10 protein-coding genes are annotated in these 16,398 nt (G+C 72.0%); 7 read left to right on the forward strand and 3 right to left on the reverse strand.

What is annotated here, in order from left to right; genetic code table 11:
- The first annotated feature begins 51 nt into the window (after window positions 1-51).
- Complete coding sequence (locus tag ACSP50_RS34575) at window positions 52-1,752, forward strand: alpha/beta-hydrolase family protein (RefSeq protein WP_014693967.1); 1,701 nt, start codon at window positions 52-54, stop codon at window positions 1,750-1,752.
- Between the two features lie 21 nt (window positions 1,753-1,773).
- Window positions 1,774-2,832: an oxidoreductase gene (locus ACSP50_RS34580; RefSeq protein ID WP_014693968.1), complete on the forward strand. Its 1,059-nt coding sequence runs from the start codon at window positions 1,774-1,776 to the stop codon at window positions 2,830-2,832.
- Window positions 2,833-2,963: 131 nt separating this feature from the next.
- Here the strand turns inward: ACSP50_RS34580 and ACSP50_RS34585 are convergent, their stop codons facing one another.
- Together ACSP50_RS34585 and ACSP50_RS34590 are read right to left on the reverse strand one after the other, a co-directional pair.
- Window positions 2,964-3,602 (reverse strand): response regulator transcription factor, encoded by a 639-nt coding sequence (locus ACSP50_RS34585; protein ID WP_014693969.1) that lies wholly within the window; start codon window positions 3,600-3,602, stop codon window positions 2,964-2,966.
- The gene (locus ACSP50_RS34590; protein ID WP_014693970.1) at window positions 3,554-4,840 is read right to left on the reverse strand and encodes a sensor histidine kinase; all 1,287 of its coding nucleotides are present in this window, start codon (window positions 4,838-4,840) and stop codon (window positions 3,554-3,556) included. Before ACSP50_RS34590 ends, ACSP50_RS34585 begins: the two co-directional genes overlap by 49 nt.
- Before the next feature lie 134 nt (window positions 4,841-4,974).
- On the opposite strand from ACSP50_RS34590, the gene ACSP50_RS34595 reads away from it, so the two are divergent.
- Window positions 4,975-5,988, forward strand: a complete 1,014-nt coding sequence (locus ACSP50_RS34595; RefSeq protein WP_043516154.1) for an acyl-CoA desaturase — start codon at window positions 4,975-4,977, stop codon at window positions 5,986-5,988.
- Window positions 5,989-6,180: 192 nt separating this feature from the next.
- On the opposite strand, the gene ACSP50_RS34600 is transcribed toward ACSP50_RS34595, so the two are convergent.
- Window positions 6,181-6,600 (reverse strand): hypothetical protein, encoded by a 420-nt coding sequence (locus tag ACSP50_RS34600; RefSeq protein WP_014693972.1) that lies wholly within the window; start codon window positions 6,598-6,600, stop codon window positions 6,181-6,183.
- A gap of 408 nt (window positions 6,601-7,008) precedes the next feature.
- On the opposite strand from ACSP50_RS34600, the gene ACSP50_RS34605 reads away from it, so the two are divergent.
- The 4 genes from ACSP50_RS34605 (at window position 7,009) to ACSP50_RS34620 (ending at window position 16,398) form a co-directional block, all read left to right on the forward strand.
- Window positions 7,009-11,577 carry a type I polyketide synthase gene (locus ACSP50_RS34605; RefSeq protein ID WP_014693973.1) on the forward strand — a complete coding sequence of 1,523 codons (4,569 nt, stop codon included), beginning with the start codon at window positions 7,009-7,011 and terminating at the stop codon, window positions 11,575-11,577.
- 14 nt (window positions 11,578-11,591) lie between these two features.
- Complete coding sequence (locus ACSP50_RS34610) at window positions 11,592-13,832, forward strand: MMPL family transporter (RefSeq protein ID WP_014693974.1); 2,241 nt, start codon at window positions 11,592-11,594, stop codon at window positions 13,830-13,832.
- A gap of 77 nt (window positions 13,833-13,909) precedes the next feature.
- Window positions 13,910-14,698, forward strand: a complete 789-nt coding sequence (locus ACSP50_RS34615; RefSeq protein ID WP_014693975.1) for a CDP-alcohol phosphatidyltransferase family protein — start codon at window positions 13,910-13,912, stop codon at window positions 14,696-14,698.
- 32 nt (window positions 14,699-14,730) lie between these two features.
- The gene (locus ACSP50_RS34620; RefSeq protein WP_014693976.1) at window positions 14,731-16,398 is read left to right on the forward strand and encodes an AMP-binding protein; all 1,668 of its coding nucleotides are present in this window, start codon (window positions 14,731-14,733) and stop codon (window positions 16,396-16,398) included.

Raw genomic sequence — 16,398 nt, forward strand, 5'->3', positions numbered from 1 at the left:
ATGGAGTGGTAACCGGATCCGGCGTTCCCCCGTCGATGATCGGAGCACTGCATGCAGGTTTCACCCGCGTCGCTGAGAGCTCGCATCCCGCGGCCCCGCCGGCCCGCCGTACCGTTCGCGGCGATCCCCGTCCCGAACCCCCGGCGGATCATCCGGGCCCCGCTCAGCCTCACCGGCGCCGGGCTGGCCGCCGTCTTCTTCAGCCTCGCCTTCACCCCGTCCCTGCTCCCCCGCACCGGCATCCTGCAGGGCGTCGTCGCCGGGATCACCGCGGCGATGGGGTACGCACTGGGCACCGCGATCGGCGCGCTGATCCGCCTCCGCTTCCGGTTCTCCCCCCGCGTCGTGCGGATCTGGTGGCGGGTGCTGGCCGTGCTGCTGCTCCCGATGATCGCCACCTGCCTGGTGCTCGGCGTGCGCTGGCAGCGCGAGTTGCGGATGCGGCTGGGCATGGCCCCGGCCCAGGAGTACGACATCGTCCGCACCGTCGGCGCCAGCCTGCTCACCTTCGGGCTGCTTCTGCTGATCGCCCGCGCCCTGCGGCTGGCCACCCACGGCTGCGCCCAGGTGTTCCGGCTGATCGTGCCGGACCGTGCCGCCTACTGCGCCGGCACCGTGGTGGTCGCCGTGCTCAGCTACGGCGCGTTCGACGGCCTGCTGGTCGCCCACCTGTTCGCGGTCGCCGACCGGTCCGCCGCCGTGATCAACAGCGGGACCGGCAACGGGGTGCACGTGCCCGCCTCGGCGCTGCGCTCCGGCAGCTCGCAATCCCTGGTCGGCTGGGACACCCTCGGCCGGCAGGGCCGCAACTTCGTCGCCAGCGCCCCCAGCCGGCAGGAGCTCACCGATTTCGTGGGCCGGCCCGCACAGGAACCGATCCGGTTGTACGCCGGGCTCGCCTCCGCCGGCACCATGCGTGACCGGGCCGACCTGATCGTCCGCGAGATGGACCGGACCGGCGCCTTCCAGCGCTCGGTGGTGGCGCTGTTCACCCCGACCGGCACCGGATGGGTCGACAACAAGGTGACCCAGTCGCTGGAATACATGTACGCCGGCGACACCGCCCTGGTCTCCATGCAGTACTCGTACCTGCCCAGCTGGATCGCCTTCCTCGGCGACCGCTCCGAGGTGGTCGACGCGGCGTCCGCCCTGATCACCGCGGTACGGGCGCGCTGGTCGACGCTGCCCGCCGACCACCGGCCCCGGCTGCTGCTGTTCGGTGAGAGCCTCGGCACATACGGGATCGAGGCCACCTACGGCGACGCGGCCGGCCTGGTGAACGGGGCGGACGGGGTGCTGATGGAGGGGCCCACCTTCGCCAACCCGATCCACCGGCGGCTCACCCGGGACCGGGCCGGCAGGTCGCCGGTGTGGGACCCGGTGTACCCGTCGCTGCCGGTCGGCTTCGCGGACACCGCGGAGGAACTCCGGGACCAGGCGGGCGTCCGGCCTCGGGTGGTGTACCTGCAGAACTCGTCCGACCCGATCGTCTGGTGGAACTGGAGCCTGCTCTGGAAGCGGCCGCCGTGGCTCCGCGGCGACCGGGGGCCGGACGTGATGCCGTCCATGCACTGGTTCCCGTGGGTGACGTTCTGGCAGACGACGTGCGACCTGGTCTTCGCCAACCAGGCGCCGACCGGACACGGGCACGTCTACAAGTCGGGGACGGTGGACGGATGGGCGACGGTCGCCCCGCCGCCGGGCTGGACCGTGGCCGACACCGTCCGCCTGCGCGCCAAACTCGGCAACTAGCCTTCGGTAGGTTGTGCAAGCATGACGTTCAAACGAAGCCTGTCGATCGTTCTGGCTGTCGTCGCGGCGCTCGCCACTCCCCAGCCGGCCTCCGCCGCCCCCGCCTCCTGGAAACTCACCCCGACCGGGACGACGGCGCGGTTCCGCGGTCTGGCCCCGGTCAGCGCCACCGTCGCCTGGGTGGCCGGCAGCGCCGGAACCATTCTGCGCACCGTCGACGGCGGCCGCACGTGGATCTCGGTCGGCCCGGCCGACGCCGCCGCCCTGCAGTTCCGCGACATCGAGGCGTTCGACGCCCGGCACGCGGTCGCCCTGACCATCGGCACCGGCACCGACTCGCGCATCTACACCACCGCGGACGGCGGCCACACCTGGACCCGCTCGTTCCAGAACGAGGACGCCGCCGCCTTCTACGACTGCCTCACCTTCCTCGACCGCCGCCACGGCCTGGCCCTGTCCGATCCGGTCGGCGGCAGGTTCCGGATCCTCGCCACCGGCGACGGCGGCCGCACCTGGTCGGTCCTCCCGGACACCGGAATGCCGGCCGCGCAGGACGGCGAGTTCGCCTTCGCCGCCAGCGGCACCTGCCTGGTCTCGGCCGGCGGGCGCGCCTACTTCGCCACCGGCGGCGGCGCGACCTCCCGGGTGTTCAGCTCCCGGGACCTCGGCCGGACGTGGCAGGTGACCACCACCGGGATCCCGAGCGGTCCCAGCGCCGGAATCTACGGGCTCGCCTTCCGCGACTCCCGCAACGGCCCCTCCTCGGGCGACTCCGGCAACGGGCTGGCCGTGGGAGGTGACTACACCGCTCCCGCCGCGGCCCCGGCCGGAGCCGCCTTCACCCGCAACGGCCGTGCCTGGACGACCGCCACCACCCCGCCCGGCGAATACCGCTCCGGCGTCGCCTGGGCCGCCGGGCCGATCGCCCTCGCCGTCGGCCCCACCGGCAGCGACATCTCCTGGAACGCCGGGGTCACCTGGCACCGATTCGACACCGGCAGCTTCGACGCGGTCGCCTGCACCCGGCTGGCCTGCTGGGCCTCCGGCGAACAGGGCCGCGTCGCCCGTCTCTCCTTCTAGTGGCCGGCCCTGGCGCCGCTTCTCGTTCCTCCCGCGGGCCGGCCGGCCGGCAGCCCTTCATACGTCGCCGGCTCCGGGCGGGCCGCGCCACCGAAGGTCAGGGGTGCACGTCAGGGGTGCGGGGGCCGGGACTAGGGGTTCAGGTAGGTGAGGACGGCGAGGACCCGGCGGTTGTCGTCGTCCGACGGCGGCAGGTCGAGCTTGGTGAAGATGTTGTTGATGTGTTTGCTGACCGCCTTCTCCCCGATGAAGAGTCTGGCGGCGATCGCGCCGTTCGAGCGGCCCTCGGCCATCTGCCCGAGGACCTCGCGTTCCCGGGCGGTCAGGGCGGACAGCGGAGACCGGCGGCGGACCAGAAGCTGGTGGACGACCTCCGGGTCCATGACGGTGCCGCCGGAGGCCACCCGGCGGACCGCGTCGACGAACTGGGCGACGTGCGAGACGCGGTCCTTGAGCAGATAGCCGACCCCGCCGCTGCGGTCGGAGAGCAACTCGCGGGCGTACAGCGGCTCGACGTGCTGGCTGAGCACCAGCACCGGCATGCCGGGCAGCACGCCGCGGGCCGCGATCGCCGCCTGCAGGCCCTCGTCGGTGAAGGTCGGCGGCAACCGCACGTCGACCACGGCCACGTCCGGTCGGTGCTCGACCAGGGCCGGCAGCAGCGCCGGTCCATTGTCGACAGCGATCACCACCGCACAGCCGTGCGCGGTCAGCAGGCGGGTCAGCCCGTCCCGGAGGAGGGCGTGATCTTCGGCGAGGACAACACGCAAGGCAACTCCATGGTCACAACGGTCGGTCCGCCCGGTGGGCTGGACAGGCTCATCGTGCCATCGAAGGCGGCCAGGCGGCGTTCGATGCCCCGCAGGCCCGTGCCGCCGGTCGGGTCGGCGCCGCCCAGCCCGTCGTCGCTGACCCGCATGACCAGGGCGTTCCCGGTGTGCCGGAGCTCCACCTGGGCGACCCGGGCAAAGCTGTGCCGGGTGGTGTTGGCCAGCGCCTCGGCCACCGCGAAGTAGGCCGCCGACTCGACCGGCGTGTCCAGCCGGCCGGGCAGCACGGCCTCCACAGTGGTCGGGATGGGCAGCGCCAGGGCCAGCGCCCGGACCGCGCCGTCGAGCCCTCGCTCGGCGAGCACCGGCGGGTGGATGCCGCGTACCAGGTGCCGCAGCTCGACCAGGGCGGCGCTGCTGTTCTCCCGGGCCTCGGCCAGCAGCCGGCGCGCGCCGCGCGGGTCGGCCTCGACCATCTCCTCGGCCAGGCCGATCGTCATGCCCAGCGACACCAGCCGGGCCTGGGCGCCGTCGTGCAGGTCCCGCTCGATCCGGCGCAGCTCGGCCGCCTGCGCGTCGACCGTGTCGGCCCGGGTGACGGTGAGCTGGCTGACCCGCAGGCGCAGCTCGGCGTTGCGGGTCGGGGCGAGCAGCAGCCGGTCGAAGAGCGCGCCGAAACGCGGCAGGTAGGGTGCCGCGGCCACCCCGATGATCAGGAACAGCGTGCCCTGCGGCAGGGAGAGCAGCGCGTCGCCGACGGTGTCGAACGGCCAGATGACCCCGTATCCGTACCACCCTGTGCCGAGCCAGACCCACAACGGGACGAGCAGGATGCCCTCCAGGCCGTACAGCGGCAGCGCGATGATCAACGCGCCGAGCACGGCGCCGATCGATGCGCCCGGGACCAGCCAGGCGAGGTCGCGCCAGGTGGCCTGGTCGGTGAGGATCCACCGGTAGTGCCGCCAGCCGCCGAGGCGGGCGCGCTCGGGTGCGGGTTTGTAGGGTCGCGCGATCGGCAGGCCGACCCGGCCGTCGAGCCGGCGCGCCAGGTCGGCCCGGGCGCGGACCAGCCGGGTCACCGCCGGGAACGCGACGAAGCCGAGCCCGGGCACCACGCTGAGGATCAGGGCGATCACCGAGAACGCGAAGAGCACCAGGTTGAGCACCGCCAGCGGAATGCCCAGCAGCCCGCCGAGCACGGCCCGGAGCCCGTTCCGGATCCAGTCACGCGAGTCCATGCGCATCATCCTGCCGCGTTCCCGCCCGCTTGTCGGTAGTGCCAGCCCTACCCCTGAAACGGGGGTGATCCCGGCCTTCGATTAGGGGGTGAGCACTGATGAAACCGGGCCGCCGAACCGGTTGGCTGGTGGGCATGACGACGATGACGGAGCGGCCGCGTGCCGCCGGAAGTGACTTCGCGGAGCTGAGTCGCCGGATCAACGCGGCCGGCCTGATGCGCCGCCGCCCAGGCTATTACGCGCTGCGCCTGGGCCTGGTGGCCGCCGCCCTGATCGGTGGCTGGACAGCGTTCGCCCTGCTCGGCGCATCATGGTGGACGCTGGCGGTGGCGGTCCTGCTGGCGGTGGTCAACGCCCAGGTGGCGCTGGTCGCGCACGATCTGGCACACCGGCAGGTGTTCCGCACCAACCGGCCGAGCTCCCGGGCCGGCCTGATCGCCGGCAACCTGGCGATCGGCATGTCGTACGGGTACTGGATGGACAAGCACACCAAGCACCACGCCAACCCGAACCACGACGACCTCGATCCGGATGTCGGTCCGGGCGTGCTGGTCTGGTCCCGCGAGGCGGCGGCCGGCAGGGGCTTCCTGACCCGGCATCAGGCCTGGTTCTTCTTCCCGCTGCTCACCCTGCTCGGGATCTCGCTGAAACACGACAGTGTCCGCGCCCTGCTGGACGGCACCGTGAAACGCCGCGGCCTGGAGTTCACGCTGCTCACGGCACATTTCATCGGGTACGTCGCGGCACTGCTGCTGGTACTGAGCCCCGTGCAGGCGCTGGCGTTCTTCGTGGTGCATCAGGCGCTCTTCGGCGTCTACCTGGGGCTGACCTTCGCGCCGAACCACAAGGGCATGCCGCATCCGGACGGCACCGAGGACTTCCTCCGCAAGCAGGTCCTGACGTCACGCAATGTGCGCGGCGGCCGGCTCGTCGACGCGGCGCTGGGCGGACTGAACTATCAGATCGAGCACCACCTGTTCCCGGCGATGCCGACACCGAACCTGCGCAAGGCCCAGCCGATCGTCCGGCGCTACTGCGCGGAGATCGGGGTTCCCTACGAGATGACCGGGCTCGTCGAGTCCTACCGCCAGGCCCTGCGTCATCTGCACGAGGTCGGCACCGACCTGCGCGGGGCCGGGCGCGTGTGACGCAGCGAGAGCAGTGAGCGTGGCGGGGCGGGCGGGGCCGCCGGGCCGCGGCGGGCGGAGCTGGGCCGCGGCGAGCGGAGCTAAGCCGCGGCGAGCGGAGCTGGCCGCGGCGGGCGGGCCGAGCCGGCCGCGCTGGCGGGCCGGGGGCGCGCGCTGAGGCGCGCCCCGTGGCCGCTACTGGTTGAAGGGAGGTCAGCCGATGCCGATGTTGTTGTGGGCACTGACCGGGGCGAACCGGCGGTTGCCGAGCCAGACGGCGTCGTAGCCGTTGACCAGCAGGTTCGCCAGGGACACCGGCGGCGGGACCGGGCCGTTCTTGCATTCGGCCCAGCCGGCGAAGTCGGTGGTGGCCTCGCACATCGGGAAGCGTTCACCGGTGGTGGTGAACTGGATGGGAAGCCCGGCGACCGGGTGGCCGTCCCAGGTGGTGAAGTGCGCCTTCAGGCCGAGCGTCTCGCGGGCGATGACGTCGAGCGTGCCGTAGTACGCCGTGGCGTTCATGCGGATGGGTGCGAATCGAGGTTGCGACGGGGCCGCCTGGGCGGGGCTGGAGGCGGCGAGGCCGGCCAGCGCCACGGCTGCAGCGAGCCACCGCATGGTCGTGTGCTTCATGACGCACAAAACTAGGCGAAGCGGGCGTTTTACCCAAACCGACACACTCACGGGTGAACCGAATCCCCCCTGACCTGCATCTGTTCAACGTCCGGATCCGCCGGAAGCGACACGTGAGTACTCCCCCGGAGTGATTCAGAGGGCAAGATCACACCATGTGGCGTGCCGGTGTTCTATCTTTTGCCAAGACCCGCAGAAGGTCTTTCGAAACCGCGTGTCGCCTTGCGCGAAATCATCCCGGCGTGAGTTAGCCTCTGGGCACAAAGCGCACCTGCCGACGATCTTCCATCGGCTCTTCCAGCGCTTCCCTGGCCGCTGTCCGGCGGACCATCAGGCACGCAAGCAGGGGAACATCCATTGGACATTGCCATCGTCGGCCTATCCTGCCGTTTTCCGGGGGCGCGCGACGTGGTCGAGTTCTGGTCGAACTCGCTGGCCGCGGCCCATCAATTCCGGCCCGTACCGTCGGCTCGGTGGAATCACGAAACATTCTATTCGACGAATTTTCGCGATACACATTCCACGTACACCGACCGGGTGGCCTTTCTTGACGAGGTCGAGAAGTTCGCCGCCCTGCACCACCGCATCCCGCCACGGCGCGCCAAGGCCATGGACCCGCAACACCGGCTCCTGGTGGACCTGGCCCGCGAGGCCGTCCAGGACGCCGGCTGGGAGCGCCGGCCGTTCGACCGGGCGACCACCGGGGTGTTCGTCGGCCTCAGCACCGCCGACTACAAGGATCTGACCGGGGCCCGGCTGACCGCGAGCCTGCTCGCCGACGGGTCGCTGTCGAGCGCCGCCGACGATCCGGCGCTGCTCGCCGCGATCGCCGAGGCGGCCAAGCTGGCGATCGACCCGCCGCAGTCGTTCTCGATGGCCGGGTCGCTGCTCAACATGGCCCCGGCCACGGTGAGCGAGCTGCTCGACCTGGGCGGCCCGTCCTTCGCGATCGACGCCGCCTGTTCCTCCGCACTGGTCGCGCTGCACGAGGCGGTCAACCACCTGCGCACCGGCTCGTGCAGCGCGGCGCTGGTCGGTGGGGTGTTCCTCAACCTGACGCCGAACGCGCTGGTCGGCTTCTCCCGGGTGGGCGCCCTGTCGCCGGCCGGGGTGTGCCGCCCGTTCGACACCCGGGCCGACGGGTTCGTGCTGGGTGAGGGCGGTTCGCTGGCCGTGCTGCGCCCGCTGGACGACGCACTGGAGGCCGGTGACCGGATCTACGCGGTGCTCAACGGCATCGGCACCGCCAACGACGGCAAGGGTGCCGGCCCGATGACGCCGAAGGCCGAGGGCCAGGAGGCGGCGATGCGGGCCGCGTACCGCGACGCCCGGGTCGAGCCGGGCTCGATCGACTTCCTGGAGGCGCACGGCACCGGCACCACGGTCGGCGACAGGGTCGAGGTGGAGGCGATCCGCCGGGTGCGGGCCAAGGCCACCGACCGGCCCTGCTACCTGTCCTCGGGCAAGGCGATGATCGGGCACACGCTGCCGGCGGCCGGCGCCGCGGGCGTGCTGCGGACCGCGCTGGCGCTGCACCACCGGACCGTTCCGCCGCAGCCGGCGGCCATGGATCCGCACAGTGAGCTGCCGCTGGCCGAGGCGGGTCTGTCCATCACCACCGAGCCGAAGTCGTGGCCGCAGCCGGCCGACGACCGGCGGCGGGCCGCGGTGAGCTCGTTCGGCTTCGGCGGCACCAATGTGCACGCGGTGCTCAGCGAGGCCCCGGAGCCGGAGACGGACGGTGACGACGCGGACGGCACCCGCCCGTGGGTGGTGCTGATCTCGGCGGACAACGGTGAGCTGCTCACGTCGTACGCCCAGAGGTTGTCGGTCCTGATCGCCGCGGACCCGGGGCTGACCCCGGCCGCGGTGGCCCGCACGATGGCCAGCCGGTCCCTGCTGACCGCGCGGCTCGCGGTGATGTGCCGGTCCCGGGCCGAGTTGGCGGAGCGGCTCGCCGTGGCGGCTCGCGAGCTGGCCGCCGGTGCGACCGGACGGCTGGCCGCCGGCCTGTACGCGAGCACCGCCCCGCTGGCGCCGGAGCAGCGGTCGCTGGCCTTCCTCTACCCGGGTCAGGGCTCGCTGCGTCCCGGGGTGCTGCGCGATCTGGTGGCCCGGTTCCCGGCGCTGGCCGAGCACGTGCGGCCGCTGGCCGACCGGGTGGACGAGCGGACCGGCGCGCCGGTCACCGACCTGCTCTGCGACACGCCGAACCCGGGTGACGAGGAGCGGGTCAGCGCGACCCGGATCTGCCAGCCGGGCCTGGGGGTGGCCGGCATCGGGATGACCCAGCTGCTCGCCGAGATGGGGGTGACCCCGGAGGTGACGCTGGGCCACAGCGTCGGCGAGATGGCCGCCGCGGTGGCCGCGGGGGCGCTGACCCCGGACGACGGCATCGAGTTCCTGATCGACCGGGGCGCCGCGGTGACCTCCGGGGAGGAACCGCCGCCCGGCACGATGGCCGCGGTGCGGATCGACGCGGCCGGGTTCGAGCAGCTGCGGATCGGGATCGACGGGGTCTGGGCGGGCTGTTACAACCATCCGACGCAGATCGTCGCGAGCGGGCACCGGGACGCGGTAGGCCGGCTGGTCGAGCGCTGCCGGGACCGGGATGTGCCGGTCGCGCCGCTGCGCGTGTCGCACGCGTTCCATTCGCCGTTGATGTCCGAGGTGGATCTGCGGGTCGGTGAGTTCGTGGCCGGGCTGCCGGTGCGCAAGCCGATCCGGACACTGGTCTCCAGTGTGGATCCGGCCGCGCCGACGGACTCGGAGACGCTGCGCGCGCTCTGGGCCCGGCAGGGTTCGGCGCCGGTGCTGTTCCGTGACGCGATCGATCAGGCGGTGCGGGTCGGGGCGAAGATCCTGGTCCAGGTGTCGGCCGGGGACGCGCTGCTCGGCATGGCGGCGCAGACGCCGGCGGCGCGGGGGCTGGATGCGATCGCGCTGATGCCGGCCGAGCCGGACGACGGATATGCCCTGTTGGAGGGTCTGGGACGGCTGGCGGTGGCCGGCGTGCCGGTGAACCTCACGCCGCTGTTCGAGGGGCTCGGTGTGCCGTTGGCCACACTCCCGCCGTCGCCGCTGGCAACTCAGCACTACTCGATCCGTCGTACACCGGGCAGTGCGTCGTTAAGCCGATTTGTCAGCAAAAAAGAGACCGCGGTGCGCGAGACGCCGCCAACCCGGCGCGAGGCTCAGCCGGCGACCGGAATCAGGAACGGAGCGCAGACCCCCGTGAACGACGTCATCTCCCTGCTGCGGGAACAACTGGCCGTACTGCGCGACATCGGCGCCGAGCCGGGGGCCGAGCCGGCCGCCGGAGCGGTCGCCGAGGTGGTGGCCGCGCCACCGGCGCCACCGGCGCTGCCGGCCGCCAAGGAGGCGCCCGAGAAGGCGGCCCCGCCGAAGGTCCCCGCCCAGCAGCCCCGCAAGACCGAGGACAAGCAGGTCTTCACCGAGGTCGCGGCGATGGTCGGCAAGATCAGCGCCTACCCGGCGGACACCGTGCGCCCGGACCAGACGTTCGGCGCCGACCTCGGCTTCGACTCGATCATGACGGCCGAACTGATCGCCGCGGCCAAGCGCCGCTGGCCGGATCTCGACCTCGCCCCGGAGCAGGTCTTCGGCATCGAGACGGTCGGCGAGCTGGTGCAGCTGCTCCAGCAGGCGCTAGGCGTGAGTGCGCCGGCCCCGGCCGCGACTCCGGCTCCGGAGCCGGTGCAGGACCTGGTGCCGCGCGCCGGGGACGTCCGCCGGCCCGAGGTCGCCGACGTGACCAAGCTCCCGGAGGTCGTGCAGTTCGAGGCGCGCGGCAACATCCTGGAGCGGGTCGGGGTGGCCAACCCGTACTACATCGTGCACGACAGCGTGATCAACGCCCGCACCTCGGTGCACGGCCGTCAGTTGATCTCCTTCTCCAGCTACAACTACCTGGGGCTGTCCGGGCACCCGATGGTCAACTACGCGGTGAAGGAGGCGGTGGAGCGGTACGGCTCCTCGGTCTCGGCCGCGCGCATCCTGTCCGGCAACCGGGCGCTGCACGACGAGCTGGACCGCAGCCTGGCTTCGCTGGTCGGCGCCGAGGACGCGATCTCGCTGCTCGGTGGCCACTCGACGAACGTCGGGATCATCGGGCACATGGTCGGCCCGGAGGACCTGATCGTGCACGACGCGCTGGCGCACGACAGCATCCTGCAGGGCTGCCGGCTCTCCGGTGCCAACCGCCAGCCGTTCCCGCACCAGGACCTGGCCGCCCTGGACGCGCTGCTGACCCGGATCCGCGACCGGTACCGCCGGGTGCTGATCATCGTCGAGGGCGTGTACAGCATGGACGGTGACATCTGTGACCTGCCGGCGCTGATCGCGCTGAAGAAGAAGCACGGCGCGCTGCTGATGGTCGACGAGGCGCACAGCATCGGCGTGCTCGGCGCCCGCGGCGGCGGGGTCGGCGAGCACTTCGGGGTGGACCGCAAGGACGTCGACATCTGGATGGGCACCCTGTCCAAGTCGCTGGCCAGCTGCGGCGGCTACATCGCCGGCCGGCACGAGCTGATCGAGTACCTGCGGTACACGCTGCCCGGCTTCATCTTCAGCGCCGGCATGAGCCCGGCGAACGCGGCCGCGGCACTGGCCGCCCTGCACATCATGCGCGAGGAGCCGCAGCGGTTGAAGGTGCTGCACGACCGGGCCGCGACCTTCCTGCGGCTGGCCAAGCAGGCCGGGCTGGACACCGGGCCGAGCGCCGGCACCCCGGTGGTCCCGTGCATCACCGGCGACTCGGTGAAGGCACTGAAGCTGGCCGACATGCTGCTCAAGAACGGGGTCAGCGCGAACCCGATCATGTATCCGGCGGTCAAGGAGCGGCTGGCCCGGCTGCGGTTCTTCGTCACCGCCGAGCACACCGTCGAGGACATCGAGACCACCGTGGACCTGCTGGCCCGGCACCTCGACCCGGCCCGCGTGCCGCAGCCGGCCTGAGGCAGCCGCCGGACATGACCTCTCTCCCCACCAAGCCGCCCCGGGCCGGCGGCGACCAGCCGGTCGCCGCCGCGCCCGGGGCCGGCCCGGTCACCCGGTTCGTCACCCGCTTCCCCAAGCTCGTCCTGCTCATCACCCTGCTGCTCGCCGGTCTCGCGGTGGCGTTCAGCGGGGACGTGGTCAGCGCGCTCAAGACCGGGGGTTTCGACGATCCGAACACCGATTCGGTACGCGGCCGGCAGGTGCTGTCCGAGCACTTCCGGGCCGCCGATCCGAACCTGGTGGTGCTGATCGCCAAGCCGGGCGGCAGCGTCGACGACCCGGACACCCGGGCCGCCGCGCAACGGGTCACCCAGCGGCTGGCCGCCGACCCCGCGGTGACCGTGGCCGGCTCGTACTGGGCGAACCACCTGCCGCAGCTGGCCGGCCGCGACCACGACACCGGCATGATCCTGGTGCACGTCGACGGCGACGAGGACACGAGTGCGGACCGGGTGGCCGCGCTGCACGAAGACCTCGGCCGGGACTTCCAGGACCAGCAGATCAAGGTCGAGTTCGGCGGCTTCACCCAGATCAACAACGACATCAACGACCAGGTCACCAAGGATCTGGCGACCGCCGAGTCGATCGCCATCCCGATCACCCTGGTGCTGTTGCTGCTGGTCTTCGGCACCGTCGGGGCGGCCGGCGCACCGCTGCTGATCGGCCTGTTCTCGATCGTCAGCACGCTGGGCACGCTGCGGCTGCTGGCCGCGATCACCAACGTCTCGGTCTTCTCGGTGAACATGGCGACCGCGCTGGGCCTGGGCCTGGCCGTCGACTACAGCCTGCTGTTCGTGAGCCGGTACCGCGAGGAGCGGGTCACGGCGGCGGATCTGCGCACCGCGATCGGCAACACCATGCGTACCGCCGGTCGCACCATCCTGTTCAGCGCGGCGACCGTCGCCGTGGCCCTGAGCAGCCTGATGGTCTTCCCGCAGTACTTTTTGCGGTCGTTCGCCTACGCCGGGATCGCCGTGGTGGTGACCACGGTCGGTGCCGCGCTGCTGGTGCTGCCGGCGCTGCTCACCGTGCTCGGCGACCGGATCGACCGGTGGGCGCTGTACCGGCCGCGCGCCTCCTCCACCTTCTGGGCCCGGCTGGCCGGCTTCGTGCTGCGCCGCCCGGTGCGCACCGCGGCCCCGGTGATCCTGGTGCTGGCCGCGCTCGCGCTGCCGTTCACCCACGTGCGGTTCGGTGTGGCCGATGACCGGGTGCTGCCGAAGACCGCCGAGAGCCGGGTGGTCGCGGACACCGTGCGCGGCCAGTTCGCCGACACCGGCAGCGGGGCCACCGTGGTGGTCGCCGAGCACTGGGGCAGCGGGACCGACGGGCGGATCCGGGCGGCCGACTACGCCGCGCGGCTCTCCGAACTGCCCGCGGTGAACCGGGTGGACAGCATGGTCGGCACCTATCAGCACGGCGTCATCGTGATCGCCCCGGGGCACGCCGACCCGCGGTACGTCAACGGCGACGCCACCTGGTTCTCCGTGGTCAGTGACGTCGAGCCGTACTCGGGCGCGGGCGCCGACCTGGCCCGCGCGGTCCGCGCCGTGCCGGTGCCGGGCCGCTACCCGGCGCTGGTCACCGGACCGGCCGCGCAGCTGGTGGACATCACCGGCTCGATCGCCGACCGGCTGCCGGTCGCCGGGATCCTGATCGCGGTGACCACGTTCGTGCTGCTGTTCCTGCTGACCGGCAGCGTGCTGCTGCCGATCAAGGCATTGCTGCTGAACACCCTGACGATGAGCGCGGTGTTCGGCGTGGCGGTCTGGATCTTCCAGGACGGGCACCTGTCCGGCCTGCTCGGGCAGACCGGGACCCCGCTCGCGGTGGCCATCCCGGTGCTGCTGTTCTGCGTGGCGTTCGGGCTCTCGATGGACTACGAGGTGTTCGTGCTGTCCCGGGTGATCGAGCGGCACGAACAGGGCGCCGACCTGCACACCGCGGTGGTCGAGGGGATGTCGCGCAGCGTCCGGGTGATCAGCGCGGCGGCCGGCATCCTGAGCGTGTCGTTCCTGGCGATGCTCACCTCCGGGGTGTCGCTGATCCAGTTCTTCGGGCTCTGCGCCAGCCTGGCGATCATCCTGGACGCGCTGCTGGTCCGGCCGGTGCTGGTGCCGGCGTTCATGCGGCTCGCCGGGGAGTGGAACTGGTGGGCACCGCGCCCGCTGCGCGCCGTGCACGCCCGCCTCGGCCTTCGCGAGCACGGCTGAACCGTCCCGCGTCCGGGGGTGTGACGGCCACCGGACGCGGGCCGGGTCGTTGTCCCCGGAGACCAGAAAGGGCCCTAGTGACAGTCACCCTGCGGGAGATCCGCGAGCGCACCTACAAGCCGATCGACGCGTGGTGGACCGTGCTGCTGGTCGACCCGCTGGCCGCCCGGCTGGTGCGCCTGATCGCCCCGTACCGCCGGCTCACCCCGAACGTGCTGACCCTGGTCGCCACGGTGATCGGGGTCGGCGCCATGGTGTGTTTCGCCCGCGGCGACACCCGCTGGCTGATCGCCGGCGCGGTGCTGTTCCACCTGAGCTTCGTGGTCGACTGCATGGACGGCAAGATCGCCCGGCTGAACGGGACCGGCACGATCTTCGGCCAGTGGCTGGACTTCGTGCTCGACCGGGTGCGGGTGTTCTTCTGCGCGCTGACCCTGTTCGGCGGGCAGTACGCACGGCACCACGACGTGACGTACCTCTGGTTGATGTCCGCCGCGATCTTCCTGGACCTGATCCGCTATCTCAACGGCGGTCAGGTGGCCAAGGTGCGCCAGACGATGGTCGACGAGCTGGGCGCGCTGGCCGTGCCGGCCGAGGCCGGCGCGCCACCGCTGTCCCGCCGTGGCCGGGCCGGCGCCCTGCTGCGCCGCAACCGGATCCGGACGCACCTGTTCAGCGGCATCGAGTACGAGATGTTCGTCTACATCATCGGCCCGCTGACCGGGCTGATCATCGGGGTCACCGTGCTGGCCGGGGCGGCCCTGCTGGCCTTCGAGCTGGTCCTGGTGTACCGCTTCTGGCAGCAGGCCGCGGGCCATCCGGCCCGACTGGCCGCGGCCCGCGAACGCGTTCCGACAAGCTTCTAGCGGGCCACTGTTCCAACCGGGAGGATGGCCCCATGGCTGACCCCGACTTCCGGCAGGCCCGGGACTTCCTGCTCGCTCATCGCGAGGATCTTCAGGCGGCGTACGACGGTTTCCGCTGGCCGCGCCCGGCGCACTTCAACTGGGCGCTGGACTGGTTCGACGTGATCGCCGCGGGCAACGACGCGCCCGCGCTGTGGATCGTCCAGGAGGACGGCGCCGAGCAGCGGTTCTCGTTCGCCGAGATGGCGGAACGGTCCAGCCGGGTGGCGAACTGGCTGCGTGCCCAGGGGGTGGCCCGTGGCGACCGGATCGTGGTGATGCTCGGCAACCAGGTGGAGCTCTGGGAGACCATCCTCGCCGGGATGAAGCTGGGCGCGGTGCTGATCCCGGCCACCCCGCTGCTCGGCCCGGCCGACGCGGTGGCCCGGGTGACCCGCGGCGGCGCCCGGCACGTGATCGCGATGGCCTCGGCGGTGGCCAAGTTCGACCAGGTGGATCCGGCGGTCACCCGGATCGCGGTGGGCGCGGCGGACGGCTGGCGCGATTTCCGGTCGGCGTACGCGTCGGCCCCCGAGTTCGTGCCGGACGCGGTGACCCGGGCCGACGACACGCTGCTGCTCTATTTCACCTCGGGCACCACCGCGCAGCCCAAGCTGGTCGAGCACACCCACGTGTCGTACCCGGTGGGCCACCTGTCGACGATGTACTGGATCGGGCTGCGCCCCGGCGACGTACACCTCAACATCTCGTCGCCCGGCTGGGCCAAGCATGCCTGGAGCAACGTCTTCGCCCCGTGGAACGCCGAGGCGTGCGTGTTCATCTACAACTACACCCGGTTCGACGCCCGGAAGCTGATGGCCGAGATGCAGCGCTGCGGGGTGACCAGTTTCTGCGCGCCGCCGACCGTCTGGCGGATGCTGATCCAGGCCGACCTGACCGAGTTGACGACGCCGCCGCGGATCGCGGTGGGCGCCGGCGAGCCGCTCAACCCCGAGGTGATCGAGCAGGTCAAGGCCGGGTGGGGGGTGACCATCCGGGACGGGTTCGGGCAGACCGAGACGTCCGTGCAGATCGCCAACTCGCCGGGGTGCCCGGTCAAGGCCGGGTCGATGGGGCGGCCGGTGCCGGGCTTCCGGATCGCGCTGCTCGACCCGGTCACCGGACGGGAGGCGGACGAGGGCGAGATCTGCGTGGCGATGGAGCCGCGGCCGGTGGGGCTGATGGTGGGCTATCACGGCGACCCGGTGCTGACCGGCGAGCGGATGGTCGACGGCTACTACCACACCGGGGACGTGGCCTCGCGGGACGCGGACGGCTACATCACGTATGTGGGGCGGACCGACGACGTGTTCAAGGCGTCCGACTACCGGATCTCGCCGTTCGAGCTGGAGAGCGTGCTGATCGAGCACGAGGCGGTGGTGGAGGCCGCCGTGGTGCCCTCACCGGACCCGGTGCGGCTGGCGGTGCCGAAGGCTTACGTGCTGCTCGCCGAGGGGTGGGCGGCCGACGGGACGACCGCCGCGGCGATCTTCGAGCACGCCCGCAAGCACATGCCGCCGTACGCCCGGATCCGCCGCCTGGAGTTCGCCGACCTGCCGAAGACGATCTCCGGGAAGATTCGCCGGGTCGAGTTGCGCGCCGCCGAGGTGGCCAAGCACGCCGACCCGGCCGCCACCCCGCCGGGGGAGTTCACCGGGTAG

This window comes from Actinoplanes sp. SE50/110, assembly GCF_900119315.1.
Lineage (GTDB): Bacteria > Actinomycetota > Actinomycetes > Mycobacteriales > Micromonosporaceae > Actinoplanes.